The 16,404-nt window shown below is 59.9% G+C and carries 9 protein-coding genes; 6 read left to right on the top strand and 3 right to left on the bottom strand.

Annotation, left to right across the window (positions count from 1 at the left end; translation table 11 throughout):
- Positions 1-151: 151 nt before the first annotated feature.
- A complete protein-coding gene (locus tag FHX15_RS21185; RefSeq protein WP_184400328.1) occupies positions 152-1,177 on the bottom strand; it encodes a LacI family DNA-binding transcriptional regulator in 1,026 nt (341 codons plus the stop codon).
- A 207-nt stretch (positions 1,178-1,384) separates the two neighbouring features.
- Between FHX15_RS21185 and FHX15_RS21180 the strand changes: the two genes are divergently transcribed.
- From FHX15_RS21180 to FHX15_RS21160, 5 genes are all read left to right on the top strand, one after another.
- The gene (locus FHX15_RS21180; protein WP_184400327.1) at positions 1,385-2,668 is read left to right on the top strand and encodes a sugar ABC transporter substrate-binding protein; all 1,284 of its coding nucleotides are present in this window, start codon (positions 1,385-1,387) and stop codon (positions 2,666-2,668) included.
- 88 nt (positions 2,669-2,756) lie between these two features.
- The gene (locus FHX15_RS21175; RefSeq protein ID WP_246779013.1) at positions 2,757-3,701 is read left to right on the top strand and encodes a carbohydrate ABC transporter permease; all 945 of its coding nucleotides are present in this window, start codon (positions 2,757-2,759) and stop codon (positions 3,699-3,701) included.
- Positions 3,698-4,549 carry a carbohydrate ABC transporter permease gene (locus tag FHX15_RS21170; protein WP_184400326.1) on the top strand — a complete coding sequence of 284 codons (852 nt, stop codon included), beginning with the start codon at positions 3,698-3,700 and terminating at the stop codon, positions 4,547-4,549. Before FHX15_RS21175 ends, FHX15_RS21170 begins: the two co-directional genes overlap by 4 nt.
- Positions 4,550-4,568: 19 nt before the next feature.
- Complete coding sequence (locus tag FHX15_RS21165) at positions 4,569-7,160, top strand: GH116 family glycosyl-hydrolase (protein ID WP_184400325.1); 2,592 nt, start codon at positions 4,569-4,571, stop codon at positions 7,158-7,160.
- On the top strand, positions 7,160-8,263 hold the full coding sequence (locus tag FHX15_RS21160) for an ABC transporter ATP-binding protein (RefSeq protein WP_184400324.1): 1,104 nt from the start codon (positions 7,160-7,162) through the stop codon (positions 8,261-8,263). Before FHX15_RS21165 ends, FHX15_RS21160 begins: the two co-directional genes overlap by 1 nt.
- 110 nt (positions 8,264-8,373) lie before the next feature.
- Here the strand turns inward: FHX15_RS21160 and poxB are convergent, their stop codons facing one another.
- Together poxB and FHX15_RS21150 are read right to left on the bottom strand one after the other, a co-directional pair.
- Entirely contained in the window at positions 8,374-10,101 is a 1,728-nt protein-coding gene (gene poxB, locus FHX15_RS21155) for a ubiquinone-dependent pyruvate dehydrogenase (protein ID WP_184400323.1), read from the bottom strand.
- A gap of 359 nt (positions 10,102-10,460) precedes the next feature.
- The gene (locus FHX15_RS21150) at positions 10,461-12,320 is read right to left on the bottom strand and encodes an adenylate/guanylate cyclase domain-containing protein (protein WP_184400461.1); all 1,860 of its coding nucleotides are present in this window, start codon (positions 12,318-12,320) and stop codon (positions 10,461-10,463) included.
- Between the two features lie 497 nt (positions 12,321-12,817).
- Here FHX15_RS21150 and FHX15_RS21145 point away from each other — a divergent pair.
- Positions 12,818-16,404 (top strand): N,N-dimethylformamidase beta subunit family domain-containing protein (locus FHX15_RS21145; protein WP_246779015.1); only part of this gene is annotated, 3,587 nt, incomplete at its 3' end.

Genomic DNA, 16,404 nt, shown 5'->3' with positions numbered 1-16,404 from the left:
ACAATCCGTGTGATGGCTGGAGATGACGGGCAGTTCTGCCATTCCCATTACAAATGTGCATGATGTTTTTATGAAGAAGGCATAATGGTGCGCGCCGAGGCGCTGTCGTGGCTGAGTTGGTCGTCACCCGAAATCGACTGCGGTTCTCAGATCACGCCTCAGCTCGTTCGTCCGCCAGTGCAGCACAGGATTCACGAAGGATCAGGCTTGGGGGAAAGATCGTCCGCGCAGCACTTGGCGGCCTTCTGGTCGAGATCTCGTTGAGAAGGGTGGAGATCGCCCTTTGGGCCATCTCCAGCACCGGGGCGGCAACGACTGTTGGCGGCGGGTTCATGATATTTGCGAAGTCGAAATCGTCTATGCCGATAACCGAGACGTCGTCCGGCACCTTGAAAGCCATTTCGCGCAGCGCGTTCAGGACACCGAGCGTCATCATGTTCGACAGCGCGAAAATCGCCGTCGGCGGGTCCGGCTGACGCATGCGCCTGATCGTACTGTCATGCGCCAGCGCCTGGTCGAAACGCCCCTCGAGCAGCAGACCCGGATCGACCGGCAGGCCATTGGCTGCATGGGCCTGCATATAGCCGGCAAGACGATCTTCGCCGGTGACGATGTTGTTGCGCCCTACGGTAACGGCGATTCGTCTGTGGCCAAGGCCGATCAGGTGCTCCGTGGCGATGCGGCCAGCCGCGATATTATCGAGTTTGATGACGTCATAGGGCAAGCCCTCGATAAAGCTGTCGAGCAGGATCGTCGGCACATGGATCTTGTCGACCATGCGGGCTCCGTGCTCGGCGTCCGAGCGGGTGGGGATGATGATAAGCCCTTCGACGCGCTGCATGCGCATCATGGTCAGGATCTGCTGTTCGCGGTCGTGATCCTCGCTCGTCGAATAGACCGCCGCCATGTAACCAGCGTTCAGGCAGGCGGACTCGACGACCTTGGCGACCTTGGCGAAATGCGGGTTGGTGATATCGGGCAGGATCAGACCGATCAACCGCGACCGGCCCATGCGCAGGCTGCGTGCGCCGCCATGCGGAATATAACCGATGTCGCGGACAGCGGCCTCCACTTTGGCGATTACCTCGTCGCTGACAGGCGCTGAGCGATTGAGTGCCGCCGATGCCGTCGATATGGCGACACCCGCCCGTTTCGCCACATCCTTGATGGTGGCCATGCATCCTCCGGCTTTTTCTCGGACCCTCTTGCCATCAGGCCGTTCTGATGCTGTTATACGAAACGTTTCGACTAAGCAAATGACGCCAAGCGGGGCTGGGGAGGAACTGGGTCTCGCGATATTTCAGTAGAAATACACGAAACGTTTCGACCGTTGGAGGCCGGGATACGTGGCAACGCGCCGGAGGAGGCGCACAGGGAGGATCACATGCATGAGTTCTCGCGGCGTTCGCTGCTGATTTCGTCTGCCGCTCTTGCCGTCGGCGCAAGTGTTGGGCGTGCCTTTGCCCAATCAGATGTCACAGCGACCCTGAAGATGCAGGGCTTCGGTGGCGATGCGGAATTATCCGCCATGACCAACGCCATTGCGCGCTTCAACAAGAAATACCCGAACGTCAAGGTCGAGCTTTCCGTCGATCCGATTTCGACGGGCTGGGGCGATTATGTCACCAAGGTCTTCGGTCAGTTCAATTCCGGCCAGCAGGCCGATGTCTACGGCACGGCGATCGAGACATTTCAGAGCTTCTCGTCACGCGGCCTCTTTCTGCCGCTCAATGATTTCGTTGCCGCCAATCCGGGCTTCTCGGACTTCGCGCCGAGCCTCTTCAAGCAGTCGAGTTACAAGGGGGACATCAACTATATCCCGATCGGCTGGAACAACATCATGATCAACTACAACAGGGATCTGTTCGATAAGGCCGGCATTGCCTATCCGAAGGACGGCAAATGGACCTGGGACGAGTTCCGCGACGTCGCCAAGAAGCTGACGGTCAAGGATGCCTCCGGCAACGTTACCCAGTTTGGTTATGAAGTGCCGAACCAGAATTTCTTCATCCAGCCCTGGTTTTTCTCGAACGGCACCGGCGTCATCAACGATGAGTGGACGGCGTCGAACATGCTCGATCCCAAGGTGGCCGAGAGCCTGCAATTCCTCTACGACCTCATTCATGTCGACGGCGTCTCGCCGATCCCCGGCAAGGACACGATGGACAACCAGTTCATGGCCGGCCAGGTGGCCATGATCAGCCGTGGTCACTGGATCATCCAGAGCGCCAAGAACAACAAGCTCAACATGGATGTCGCCATTCCGCCGAGCAAGGCAACCGACACGACCGTGATCGGCTTCGGGGGTTATGCGGTCGCTAAGACGAGTAAGGAGCCGGATCTTGCCAAGGCGCTGATCCTCGAACTGACGAGCGAGGAAACGCAGAAGGAGGAAGGGGAGAAGGGTGGTGGTGTTCCTGGCCGAAAGTCGGCGGCAGAGACGCCGGGCTTCCTGAGCTTCCCGCCAAGTGCCGCGCTCTATTACCAGACGCTGCCGAACACCAAGGCCGTGCCGTCTCCTGCCAATTTCCAGGAAGTCGAGAAGATCTTCATCCGCTACTACACGGCGATGATGGCCGGCGAGGTCAAGATCGCCGATGGCGTCAAGCAGGCAGATGCCGAGCTCAACGCCTCCTTCGAGCGGCTGAAGAAGCGCATGGGCGGCTGATCGATCCTGGGTTCTCACGATCTTCCTCCCGCCGTCGCGGCCGGGTGGCAGGTTGCCGTGACGGCATCTGCCATTCCGGGCGCGGCGAATGACGAACCATGTCCGCCCATCCGAACCAGGTGCCATGACCGCGACCATTGAAAGACGTCAGACATCGCAGCTCCGCCGTGCGCAGGCTGCAACCGGCTACCTCTTCGTGCTGCCGGCGACAGTGCTTTATCTGACTTTCGTCATCGCGCCGGTGATCGTCACGACGATCCTTGCCTTTGCCTACTATGATCCCATGCTCGGCTCGCAATGGGTCGGTTTCGACAACTTCATTCGCTTCTTCACCGATCAGCGTTCGCTTCAGATCCTCTGGAACACCCTGCGCTTCGCGCTCTTTGCCGTTACGTTCAACGTGTCGATCGGGCTTGTGCTGGCGCTGGCGCTCAACCGCGCCATGCCGGGCTGGTTCCTCTATTTCTTCAGGCTCGCCTTCTTCCTGCCCGTCATCATCGCTGCCGCCTTCGTCTCGATCGTCTGGACCTATTTTTACGGCGATGATCTAGGCGTCATCAATTATTACCTGCGACTGATCGGCCTCCCGGGCGTGCGCTGGCTCACCGATGCCGGCCAGGCGATGACCTCGATCATCATCATGGACGTCTGGAAGAATACCGGCTTCTTCATGATCATCTTCATCGCAGCTCTTCAGGGTGTGCCGAAGAACATCCTGGAGGCGGCGGTCATGGACGGGACGCCCGCCTGGCGCCAGTTCTTCCGCATCACGCTGCCCTATATATCGCCGGTCGTCTTCTTCTGCATCGTCTACGCCTCGATCGGCGCGCTGCAGGTGTTCGAATCGATCGTCATCCTGACGCAGGGCGGGCCGGGCGATGCCACGCGCTCGCTGTCGATTCAGATCGTCGAAGAAGGCTTCGGCAGTTTCCAGATCGGTTATGCGGCGTCGATCTCCGTCGTCATGACCGTGATCATCCTCATCATTACCGCCATACAGCAGATCCTCTCGCGCAAATGGGTGCAGCAATGAACGATATGATGCAGACACGTGCTGCCCGGCGCTGGATCGATTGGGCGATCATCGCCACGATGGTGGTGATGGCGATCGGCATGCTCTTGCCCTTCCTGTGGCTATTCTCGATGTCGTTCCGCCCGGTCTCGGATGCTTACAAGCTGCCACCGAGCTTTCTGCCGCCGAATTTCGATCTCACCAATTACCGGCAGGTGCTGGCCTCTCGCGTGCCGTTCCTGGAGATCTACCTCAATTCCGTCATGATCGCTGTTATCGTCACCGTCGGCCAGATGGTGACCTGCACGCTCGCCGCCTTCGCTTTCGCGAGGCTCCACTTCCGCGGCCGCCATACATTGTTCTTCATCCTGCTTATCGGATTGATGTTTCCTGCCCAGGTGACTATCCTGCCGATCTATCTCGGCTATGCGCGGCTCGGCCTGCTCGACAAGCCGATCGGGCTGGCGCTCATGTATCTCACCTCCAGTTTCGGCATCTTCCTGGTGCGGCAATTCATGCTCAGCCAGCCGAAGGCACTGGAGGAGGCGGCGCTTATGGATGGTGCCGGCTATTTCAAGATCTTCTGGCGGATATCGCTGCCACAGCTTCGCCCGGCGCTTTCGGCGCTCGGCATCATCACCTTCACCCAGACCTGGAACTATTATTTTCAGGCGAAAGTGCTTTTGAGCTCAAATGAATCGCTGACGCTTCCGGTCGCGATGGACGTGCTGCGCGGCTACATGGCCTCAGGCAATCTCTCGGTCGTGATGGCGGCCATGAGCATGTCCATCCTGCCCGTTGTTGTCCTCTTTCTCCTCGCCCAGAAATTCGTGATCGAAGGCATCACGATGAGCGGCATCAAGAACTAACATCAGGGATATTGACTTCATGTGGGATGATCTCGCCTCCATCGAACCCCGCTTTGCCTATAAGGGCGAGCGCACGCGCTATATCGCCTTTCCGCTCGGCGGCATCGGCTCCGGCGGCCTGTCGATCTCCGGCAGCGGCCGGCTGATCGATTGGTCAATCCGCAACCGGCCTGCGCTGCAGGGCTATAACGGCTACTCGCATTTCGCCATCAAAGCCGAGAGGGGCGGGGAACTGGTCGATGCCCGTGTGCTCAACGGCCGCTACGATCTGAACCCTTCCGGGGCGCCGGGCCTGCGCAAGATGTTCGACGGCTTCGGTCATGGCGCAAACCGCCAGACGCTCGTCGGTGTGCCACATTTCCGTGAGGTCGATTTCTACGGGCGCTTCCCGATCGCCGACCTCGTCTTCAAGGACCAGCGTTTTCCCGGTAGCGTCAGACTGTCGGCGCTGAGCCCCTTCATTCCGCACAACGATCGCGATTCTTCGATGCCGGTCGCAATGTTCGAATTCGAGGTCGTCAACGACACGCCGGACGAGTTGACTTACACGCTTGCCGGTACACTCGGCAATTACGGCTCGAACAGCGGCATCCATACGTTCAGGCAGGCAAGCGGGATCAGCAGCCTGCACCTAACCTCATCCGACACGACGCTGCCGGCGACAGAGCGCGGCGATTTGACGATCGCGACAGATGCTGCGGACGTCGACCACACCGATCACCATTACCGTGGCCAGTGGTTCGACGATCTTTCAGTTTACTGGAAGGAATTCGCAAGACCTGGCCGCCTGCCCAAGCGGCACTATGACGAGCCGCGCACCTCCCGCCATATGAGCCTGCAGCCTGAGCACGCAACACTCGGCGCCCGCTTCGTCCTGTCACCCGGAGCGCGCAAGAAGGTGCGCTTCGTCATCACCTGGAATTTCCCGCAGGGTGATGTCTACTGGGCCTATCGTGACAAGCCTGATGGAGCCATTCCCGATCGGCCGACGCCGAGCTGGACGAATTATTATGCGACGCAATGGGCGGATTCCACCGCAAGTGCAACCGAAGCGCTGACGCGCTGGGACGCATTGCGCTCGGAAACTGCGGCCTTCCGCGACGGACTGTTCGACACGACGCTTCCGGCGGAGGTCAAGGATGCGGCGAGCGCGACGTTGGCGCTGCTGCGCACGGCCACCTGCATCCGGCTCGAAAATGGTGCGCTCTGGGCTTGGGAAGGCCAGCATACGCAAGATGGCTCCTGCGAGGGCAGCTGCACCCACGTCTGGAATTACCAGCAGGCGGTCTCGCATCTTTTCCCTGCCATCGAGCGGACGCTGCGTGAGACCGAATTCAGCTATAACCAGTTGCCGACCGGCGGGCTGACGTTCCGCCAGAAGCTGCCGCTCGGCTCAGGTTTCGATATTATCGGCCCCTGTGCCGATGGGCATTTCGGCGCGATCATCAAGACCTATCGGGACTGGAAGCTTTGCGGTGATACCGAATGGCTGTGCCGCTACTGGCCGAATATCAAGAGAGCGATCGAATATGCCTGGTCGCCCGAAAATCCCGACCGCTGGGATCCCGATCAGACCGGCATTCTCTCCGGCCGCCAGCACCAGACCCTCGATATGGAGCTGTTCGGCCCGAATTCCTGGCTGGGCTCCATGTATGTGGCGGCCCTGCTCGGTGTTTCCGAAATGGCGGCGGCTCTTGGCGACACGGAACTGTCGGAAAAGACGGCGCGCATGGGCAAAGACGGTGCGGCCTATATTAATTCGGAACTCTTCAACGGGCGCTGGTTCATCCAGAAAGTCGACCTCTCCGACAAGGGCGTGCTGGCCCCCTTCGATGTCGGCCGCGCGGCCGGAGTCCTTGCCGACGGTTTTATGGAAACCTATTGGTCGGAAGAGTTTCAGGAGCTCAAATACCAGATGGGTGAGGGCTGCATTTCCGACCAGATCCTCGGCGAGTGGCATGCCGAGGTTGCCGGGATCGGCGGTTTCCTCGATGCCGACAAGGTCAGGACCGCGCTGAAATCGGTACACAAAAACAACTTCCGCTCGACGCTGGAGGATCATTTCAACCCCTGCCGAAACTATGCCTATGAAGACGAAGCGGGGCTTTTGATTGCGACCTATCCTGAAGGCATCCGCCAGCCGATGGTTGCTGCCCCCTATGCCGAGGAGGTCTGGACCGGCATCGAATATATGGCCGCCTCGCACCTCATCATGCATGGCCTCATCGAGGAGGGCATGGATATCGTCTGCGGTGCCCGCAATCGCCATGACGGTTCCCGCCGCAATCCCTGGAACGATATCGAATGCGGCTCCTACTATGCGCGCTCGATGTCGGCTTGGCAGCTGGTCAACGCCTTCTCAGGCCTGAGCGCCGATTTCGTCGCCGGCACACTTGCCTTCGCGCCGAAAGTGCAAGGCGACTACCGGGTGTTCTGGTCGGCCGGCAGCGCATTCGGCACATTGACCCGCGAAGGTGATCGCCTCATTCTCGCCGTGCTCGGTGGCAGCCTCAGCGCCGCCGCAATCTCGGTGGACGGGCTGACGCATCGTCTTGCCGGGAAGACGCCTGTGGAAGCGGGTCAGTCGATCGAACTGGAGATGGTGGCATAATGGCCGGCATTGAACTCAGGGCAGTCCGCAAGGCCTTTCAAAACCTCGAAGTCATACACGGCATCGACCTGACAATCGCCGACGGTTCGTTCACCGTCTTTGTCGGGCCTTCCGGCTGCGGCAAGTCGACCCTGCTGCGCATGATGGCGGGGCTGGAGGAAGTCACGTCGGGGGAAATCCGCATTGATGGCACGCGCTGCGACCATCTCCTGCCATCTGCGCGCGGCATGGCGATGGTCTTCCAGTCCTATGCGCTTTATCCGCATATGAGCGTCGAACAGAACCTAAAATTCGGCCTGGAGAACCAGAGGCTCGCCAGGCAGGAAATCGCCGCCCGTGTCGCCAAGGCGGCCAATATTCTGCAGATCGAGCACCTCATGACGCGTCGCCCGAACCAGCTTTCCGGCGGCCAGAGCCAGCGTGTTGCGATCGGCCGGGCCATCGTCAAGGAACCGAAGGCCTTTCTCTTCGATGAGCCGCTCTCCAATCTCGATGCCGAACTGCGTGTGAAGATGCGTGGCGAACTGATCAGCCTGCATCGGCGGCTGAAATCGACGATGGTCTACGTCACGCACGATCAGGTGGAGGCCATGACCATGGCCGACCAGATCGTCGTGCTCAACGAAGGCCGCATCGAACAGGTCGGCCCGCCGATCGAGCTTTACGCACGCCCGGCAAACCTTTTCGTCGCCCGCTTTCTTGGCGCGCCGCCCATGAACCTTCTGACCGGTCGGATCGCGTGCATCGGGGACCTGACGGGCGTTTCGCTTGAGGATGGCACCCATATTCCCTTGCCTGGTCGTCAGGTCGATCTGCCTGATGGCTCCCCGGTCACCTTCGGCATACGGCCCGAACATTGCGAAATCGGCCAGGGCAGCCTGCAGATCGTGGTCGGCGACACCGAGGTTCTCGGTTCGGAAACGATCATCCACGCCGAGACGGTGGCCGGAAATGGTTTCACCGTGGCACTGCGTGGCATCAGCCGGGCAGCCGCCGGCGAACGGATCCCGATCGTCATACGCGAGCCTTTCGTCCATTTGTTCAACGAGGCTGGCGTGACGATCGGTTCTGGCAGTGATTGGCGCGATGCTTATCTGAACTGAATCAAGCATCAGCTTCAATCATGTGTCGTCAGGGGTCAACGCCGTCGGCGGGAGCTCTTCCCACAGGCGGTTATCGCGGCGTCGACCGATTTGCAAGACAGCGCCCGACGTCAACGGGATAGGAAATTCGAAACCGTCAGGTCCACGAGTTCGTCTCCCCGGCCATTCATCACCGCGCGGATTGCCCAGAGACCGAAACCCTTCACCTGCGCTGCTTCGATCTTGGGCGGCATCGACAATTCTTGGGTATTTGTGACGACATCGAGCAGTGCCGGGCCGGGATGAGCCAGAATTTCCCTGATGGCGCTATCAAGCTCGCCAGGATTCTCGACGCGGACGCCATGGACTCCGGCTGCGCGGGCAACGGCCGCAAAATCCGGGTTCTTGAGTTCGGTGCCGGTTTCGAGGAATCCCGAAGCCTTCATTTCCATCGCCACGAATCCGAGAACGGAATTATTGAAGACAACGACCTTCACCGGCAGATTCTGCTGCACGAGTGTCAGGAAGTCGCCCATCAGCATGGCGAAGCCGCCATCGCCGGACATGCTGATGACCTGGCGCCCCTTGTATGTTGCCTGTGCGCCAATCGCCTGAGGAAGGGCGTTGGCCATCGAGCCGTGGACGAGGGATCCGATCAGGCGCCGCTTTCCGTTCATTTTCAGGTAACGCGCCGCCCAGATGGTGGGCGTTCCGACGTCGAAGGTGAATACGGCATCGTCTGATGCATATTCGCTGAGAAGCCGTGCCACATGTTGCGGATGGATCTTGCCGCCCTCTCTGCCGGTGGCGAGGTCGTCGAGACCCTCACGCGCCTTTCTGTAGGCGGCAAGGCAAGCATCGAGGTGATCCCTGTCCGCTCGCTCCGACAGTTTCGGTAGCGTCGCGGACAGCGTCGATCTGACGTCGCCGACGATGGCGAGATCGAGCGCGGCCCGGCGGCCAAGATTTTCCGGTCGAATGTCGACCTGCACGATCTTGGCGTCGGTTGGGTAGAATTGCCGATATGGGAAATCGGTGCCGAGCATGACAAGCGTGTCGCACTCGAGCATGGCCTTGTAACCAGAGGAGAAGCCGATCAGGCCGGTCATGCCGACATCGAAGGGATTGTCCCATTCGACATGTTCCTTGCCGCCCAGCGCGTGCACGATAGGCGCCTTCAGCCGGTTCGCAAAGGCGATCAATTCGTCATGGGCCCCTTCGCAGCCGCGGCCGCACAGAAGGGTAATCTTCGAGCTGTTGTTGAGCAGTTCGGACAGTCGATCGATCTGATCATTGGCCGGCACGATGTTCGGCTGGGACAGGGTGAGTGCGGCCGCGTTCGAAATCTTGGCGGCAAAATCGGTCAACGCAACGTCGCCCGAAATGACCACGACGGCAACGCCGCGCTTTCCGATAGCCGTGCGGATGGCCGTTTCGATGACAGCAGGCAATTGCTCCGGATGGCTGACGAGCTCGCAGTAATGGCTGCATTCCCGGAAAAGCTGGTCAGGATGCGTTTCCTGGAAGTAGCCTCTGCCGATTTCTGCCGAAGGTATCTGTGCGGCGATGGCAAGGACCGGCACCCGTGAGCGATGGCAGTCGAACAAGCCGTTGATGAGGTGGAGGTTGCCGGGGCCACAGCTTCCGGCGCAAACCGCGAGGCCGCCGCTGAGATGGGCTTCGGCGCCTGCCGCGAAGGCGGCTGTCTCCTCGTGGCGGGTATGGACCCACTCGATATCGCCTCTCTTTCGAAGCGCTTCCGTGAGCCCGTTCAGGCTGTCTCCGACAACGCCGTATATTCGCTTGACCCCGGCCGAATGCAGCACTTCTGTCAGTACGTCAGCTACTTTGGACTTCATCGAAAGGCTCCTGCGCTTGTGTCCTAGGGTGGAGTGGCAAAGGGAAGCTAGGCTTCGTTCCAAGCTTCTCAACCCGAGGAACTACCAGAATGGCGAAGGCTTCAAACTGGACCTTGGTGTAGGCCGCGACAGTGACGAACGCCGCTTGCCGGACGGTTCGGGAGATTGCCGATCAATCGAAAGCATAGGTCTGGTGTCCGCAACATGCTGCCAGCGTCCGGTCGATAGAGTTGCCGAGCTTGCCTTTCCATCGCCCGCCGCGCTCGGATGATCCGGTATCAGTGCCGACGCCTGATCGGTGGGGCCGGTCCGCCGGCTGGGGAGACAGCGAACAGGCCACAGGCGTCCTCATTTCAGATCTATCCCGCGACCCGCTCTCGTTCTCTCATGGCCTCTGCCAGGAGCGTCTTGAAGCGCGGATGCCCACGCAGATTGTCCAGATCGGAATCATGGGTGAACCATTTGATGTGGTAGACGGAGCTGCGAGGCAATAGCCCTTCCAGGATATCGATCGCCTGCTGGACATCGCCAAGCACCGAATGAACGCATGCTAGGTTATATTGGGCGACGATATCATCCGGATCGATGGCGATTGCCCGTGCAGCCCAGTCGTAAGCGCGCGCCGCATCGCCGAGATGGGCAAAGGCTAGGGCGCCGCGATGGGCGGGGCCTGAATTTTCCGGGTTCAGGTTCAGCGCCCTCTCCGCTCTTGCAATGCCTGTGCGCGCCCAGTTTTCTTTGTCTCGCATCCGACCGAGAGAGTGGTAGGCCGACATCAGATGGATCGGCGACACGTAATCGTCCGGACGAATGTCGGCCGCACGCGCGAAGTAATGCACTGCTTCTGCAAAATCACCACGCATGAAGAAGATGCGGGCATAGTGGAAATTCGCCTCGTAGAGATTGGGGTCGAGGGCGAGCGCGCGTTCGAAACATGCCGTTGCCTCGTCGTCCTCTCCATTCTGATGGAGCGCCAGGCCGCGGGAGGCATGGGCCTCTGCCAGGTCCGGGTCGAGTTCGAGGGCTCTTGCGCTCGTCTGCAAAATACGCTGCAATGGCACGTCGGCCGGCGCCCAGTCACGGATCGCTGCGTCGCAATCAGCAATGCCGGCATAGGCGCGGCCGTAGTCGCAATCAAGCTCGACGGCTTTGTAGAACATGCGCCGGGCAAGCTGCAGATAGGATTTTGTCCAGCTGTGAGAAAGCTGTCGGCCGCGCAAGTAATAGGTATAGGCCTCGACATTGGCCGTAGGTTCAGCGGCGATCGCCTTGCGCTCCTCGGGTAAGAGCCGCACCTTCAGCTGCTCGACGATCGCATTGGTGATCTCATCCTGGATGGCGAAAATATCAGTGAGGTCGCGGTCATAGCGTTCGGCCCAGAGGTGGTCGCCGTTCGTCGTATCGATGAGCTGGCCGGATATGCGCACCCGTTTGCCGGCGATGCGCACGCTGCCTTCGAGCATGTAACGCACGCCAAGCTCCTGAGCGACCTGCTTTATCTTCACCGACGTGCCCTTGTAAGTGAAGGCGGTGTGGCGCGGCACGACGTGCAAGCTGGAGATCTTCGAGAGATCGGTGATGATATCCTCGGTAATGCCGTCGGAGAAATAATCCTGATCGGCATCACCGCTCATATTGGTGAAGGGTAGGACCGCAATGAAGCACGTATTGCGGTTTTGTGCGATGAGGCGCGCCGAACCGGGTTTTTCAAAGGAAACCGTGTAAACTTGAACTGGCTGGCGAATATTTTTGAACACGTGTTCACCTAAAAACTCGAAACCGAGATTGAGGCGTGAACCGACCTGATCGCGCACGATTGACGAGACGGCAACGCCGCCGGCAGGAGCGATCGTTTCCAATCGCGCGGCGAGGTTGACACCGTCACCGAAAATGTCGTCTTTTTCGACCACGACGTCGCCGAGATTGATACCGATGCGAAATTCGACGCGCTCCTCCTTCGGCACGGTCTCGTTGCGCACCGCCATATTGCGCTGGATTTCGGCCGCACAAGCGACAGCGTTCACGACGCTTTGAAACTCCGCCAGGATGCCATCGCCCGTCAGCTTGACGATTCGGCCCTTGTAATCGGCTATGCTGACATCGATCAGTTCCGAGCGATGGCGGTTCAATGCCTGCAGCGTGCCTGTCTCGTCCACGGCCATGAGCCGGCTGTAACCGACCACATCGGCAGCGAGTATAGCACTCAACCGCCGCTCCATGACCCTCTCCATGGATTGTCTCATGTCAGTTTCTCGCTTTTTCCAGATTTGACCGCGCGCAAGGGCTCCCACCCTTGCAGGCGATATCCTGCGATATCGGCGCACTGTCGCGGCGGGCCAGAGCCTATATTGTTACAGCCATGCATCAATACTCCAAACGGATGAAGATTGCGCCAAAAGCTAATCCTTTTGGATTGCAACGGCTCCGGACGCGGTGAGGCGCACAATTTTGAGGCAGTGCATCGATTTTGGCAGGTATGCGCAAAAGGGCGCTCAAGTCGGATCCAGGGTTGTTGCCGGGCACGATCGTGCCCGTGGCTGCTGCGGCGTCTCAATGAAAAAGTGCTTTTGCCTAAATGGATGTCGTCTATAGGTCGAAATGGGTAGGTTATACTCACCTATTTTTCGATTATACTTGGAGTGCCGCGTATCGAACGATCGCGTATCGAACGATCCTCATAGATATTGACCCTGACAATTTCGCGAGAGGGCACACCATGTATCGCAATGCTTACCGGTGGGCTTCGCGCTCATTCTTGATGGATTCGTGGATTCCGCGGTGGCTGGCCGACGGTGGCGAGCCGACGTGGCGCAAGACTGTCGAGCGGCACGACGATGGCGCTCAGCTTGCGGCATCCCTACAGCCAACAGCCAAAAAGAGCCATAGTGCCCCGGTTGACAGTCCTGACAACCACTCTGCGCTGAGCGAACAAGACGCTGAACAGAGAGGGGGACTGATCGACGGCACGGACGATCAAGGCAATGTCAATCATGTGTCCTTGCCCGACGCTTTCGCTGGCGCGCGCACGATGGGAGCTAGAAGCTCCGATCCCGTCAAGCCTTTGCCAGCCGTCCACGCTGCGGGTTTTGCACCCGTCGAGCATCGCTCGAACGGAACTGGATTCGGAGCCGTTTCGTCCCTTTATCGCGCCTATGCTGGCATCAGCCTCATCGGCGACGATCCCCTGGCGCCATATCTGCAGCAAAGCCCGGCAACAGCTGGGCAAGGATCAGCCACCGGAGCGGGGGAACGCACTGCTTCCGGCAATGTCGTCATTCTTGAATCCAGTCCGTCAACGCAGACGATTGAGCAGGCTGCCGGAGCTCGATCACTGGCGTCTGGCATGCCCTATGGTATCTGCGGCTGCGGCTACTATACCTCGCCCACGCGGATTCTCGATTGGGCCCATGGCAGCGCCTTGATGCAGCAGGACGGTCAATTGCCGGGCACTAGGCTGGACGACGGGCCTGACCATGTGACGACATTGAAGGCGGCCTTCGGGGCTTCGGTCAGCGATCCGCTTCTCGATCGTAACCTGTCTCCGCTATCGGGCTGGCACGGAACTGCCGGATGGACCAACTCGACGGTCTGGAACGGATCGCTGCCCGGCGGTGGAGAGACGGGTTCGGCAACTGGTACCGGCGTGGGCATCGGCAGCCTTTCCGGCTCGGTCACCAAAATGCAGAACCCGCAGCCGTCATCGAAGACGCAAAGTCTGGCGGCGACGGCCACAGCAGCAGCGACAGCCGTCAACCCCATCGTGCTGGAAAACCAGAAGCAGGGTAATCCTGAGAGCGAGTGGGGCATCACAGGTGCCGGCAGCTCCAACATCGAGGGCTTTGCGACCGACATCAGCGTCGATAACGGGAATACGATCAGCTTCAAGATTAATACCGATTCCACCAATTATCGAATCGATATCTACCGGCTCGGCTATTATGGCGGGATGGGTGCGCGCAAGGTCGATACCCTGCAGCATACCGGACTGCAGGTTCAGCCCAATCCCTTGCGCAATGCCACGACCGGCACGGTCGACGCTGGCAACTGGGCGGTTTCAGCCTCATGGACCGTGCCTGCCGACGCCGTCTCCGGGGTCTATATCGCCAAGCTCGTTCGACAGGATGGCACTTTCGGGGAAAATCAAATCCCGTTCATCGTGCGCGACGACGCCAGCCACAGCGACGTCGTCTTCCAGACCGCTGATGAGACCTGGCAAGCCTATAACGGCTGGGGGGGCGCAAACCTCTACGGCGGCAACGGTCCGGCGACGGGGCAGGGGGCCGGCCGCGCCTATGCGGTCAGCTACAACAGGCCGATTGCGACCCGCGGCGGGGTCGGCACCTATGCCGGTCCGCAGGACTATCTGTTCGGCGCCGAATATGCTGGCATCTACTGGCTGGAACAGAACGGTTATGACGTCTCCTATATGTCGGGTGTCGACGTCGACCGCTATGGCAGTTTGTTGCTCAATCACAAGACCTATATCGATGCCGGGCATGACGAATATTGGTCGGGACAGCAGAGGACCAATGTCGAAGCCGCACGCGATGCCGGTGTCAATCTTATGTTCTGGAGCGGCAACGAGGTCTATTGGCGCACGCGCTGGGGCAATGCCTACAGCGCCGACGGCACACCCTATCGTACCCTGATCACCTACAAAGAGACATGGGCAGGCGGTGACATCGATCCTTCCAACCAGTGGACGGGCACCTTCCGCGATCCACGCTTCAGCCCACCCGCGATTGGCGGCGGCAATCCGGAGAATTCGCTGACCGGCCAATTGTTCAAGGTCGATGATGTCGGCAGCAATCTCGGTGCGATCACCGTTGCCTATGACGATGCCAACCTGCGCTTCTGGCGCAATACGAGCGTTGCCAATCTTCAGCCCGGCCAGACGGCGACGCTCACCAAGAACTATCTAGGTTACGAGTGGGACGAGGCGCCGGATAACGGCTTCGATCCGGCCGGCCTCGTCAAGCTGTCGTCGACCACGCTTCCGGTCAGTACCTACCTGCTCGACTACGGAAACACGACCGGCAATGCGACCGCGACCCATAATCTGACGCTTTATCGCGCCCCCAGCGGAGCGTTGGTGTTCGGCGCCGGCACTGTCTACTGGACGTGGGGCTTAAGCGACAATCACGACAATCAGGCCACCCCAACGGATCCCCGCGTGCAGCAGGCGATGGTCAATTTGCTTGCCGATATGGGCATTCAGCCCGGGACACTGCAATCCGGCCTCACGGCCACAACCGGTTCGACGGATCACGCCGCGCCGACCTCCGTCATCGCAGCACCGGCCACGGCGGCCGTTGGATCCACTGTCACGATCACAGGCACAGCTACCGATACGGGTGGCGGGGTTATCGCGAGCGTCGAGGTTTCGACCGACAACGGTGCGAGCTGGCATCCAGCGACCGGCGATGAGAATTGGACTTATACTTGGTCGCCGCAAGCTGCGGGCACTTACACGATCCTCTCCCGTGCGGTAGACGACAGCATCAACCTTGAAACGCCCTCGGCGGGCCGCACAGTCACCGTCAGCGGGCCGAGTTATGTCACGCTCTTCGGCGCGGCGACACCAGCGGTCGTCAATACCGCCGATACGTCAGCCGTCGAGCTTGGCGTCAAATTCCAGAGCTCCGTCGCAGGAACCATCACCGGCATTCGCTTCTACAAGGGCAGCCAGGATACAGGTACGCATACAGGCACGCTCTGGTCGAGCACAGGTACGCAGCTCGCCACTTTAACCTTCACGAACGAAACCGCCAGCGGCTGGCAGATTGCGAATTTCTCCAGTCCGGTAACGTTGACGCCCGGACAGACCTACACCGCGTCTTATCACACAAATTCCGGTCACTACTCGTCGAGCGCGAACTACTTTGTTTCCAATGTGACAAGTGGCCCGCTGACGGCGCCTGCGAGCGGCAACGGCGTATACAGATACGGCAGCACCAGCCTGTTCCCCTCGACCACCTTCCAGCAGACGAATTACTGGGTCGATGTGATGTTCAATCCGGCATCGAACACGGTACCGACGGCGGTTGCCGATACGGGTGACGCGACGGAGAAGGGCGGCGTGGCCAACGGTTCGGGTGGCGTGGTTGCGAGCGGCAACGTTCTGACCAACGACACCGATCCGGATGCCGGCGACACCAAGACGGTGACGGCAGTCAGCTTCGGCGCGACCTCAGGCACGCTCGGTTCAGCGCTGAACGGCACCTATGGCAGCCTGGTGCTCAATGCATCGGGTGCCTATAGCTATGCGATCAACGAGACCAATTCTGCCGTGCAGGCATTGCG

It is taken from the genome of Rhizobium sp. BK650, assembly GCF_014195325.1.
In the GTDB taxonomy this organism is placed as follows: Bacteria; Pseudomonadota; Alphaproteobacteria; order Rhizobiales; family Rhizobiaceae; genus Rhizobium.
Note: the sequence above shows the minus strand (reverse complement) of the source record. Positions and strands in the feature narration are given on the sequence as shown.

Bases quoted from the DNA above. Each gene is read 5' to 3' on its own strand.
- FHX15_RS21185 (WP_184400328.1), bottom strand. From the start codon at position 1,177: ATGGCCACCATCAAGGATGTGGCGAAACGGGCGGGTGTCGCCATATCG.
- FHX15_RS21180 (WP_184400327.1), top strand. From the start codon at position 1,385: ATGCATGAGTTCTCGCGGCGTTCGCTGCTGATTTCGTCTGCCGCTCTT.
- FHX15_RS21175 (WP_246779013.1), top strand. From the start codon at position 2,757: ATGACGAACCATGTCCGCCCATCCGAACCAGGTGCCATGACCGCGACC.
- FHX15_RS21170 (WP_184400326.1), top strand. From the start codon at position 3,698: ATGAACGATATGATGCAGACACGTGCTGCCCGGCGCTGGATCGATTGG.
- FHX15_RS21165 (WP_184400325.1), top strand. From the start codon at position 4,569: ATGTGGGATGATCTCGCCTCCATCGAACCCCGCTTTGCCTATAAGGGC.
- FHX15_RS21160 (WP_184400324.1), top strand. From the start codon at position 7,160: ATGGCCGGCATTGAACTCAGGGCAGTCCGCAAGGCCTTTCAAAACCTC.
- poxB (WP_184400323.1), bottom strand. From the start codon at position 10,101: ATGAAGTCCAAAGTAGCTGACGTACTGACAGAAGTGCTGCATTCGGCC.
- FHX15_RS21150 (WP_184400461.1), bottom strand. From the start codon at position 12,320: ATGGAGCGGCGGTTGAGTGCTATACTCGCTGCCGATGTGGTCGGTTAC.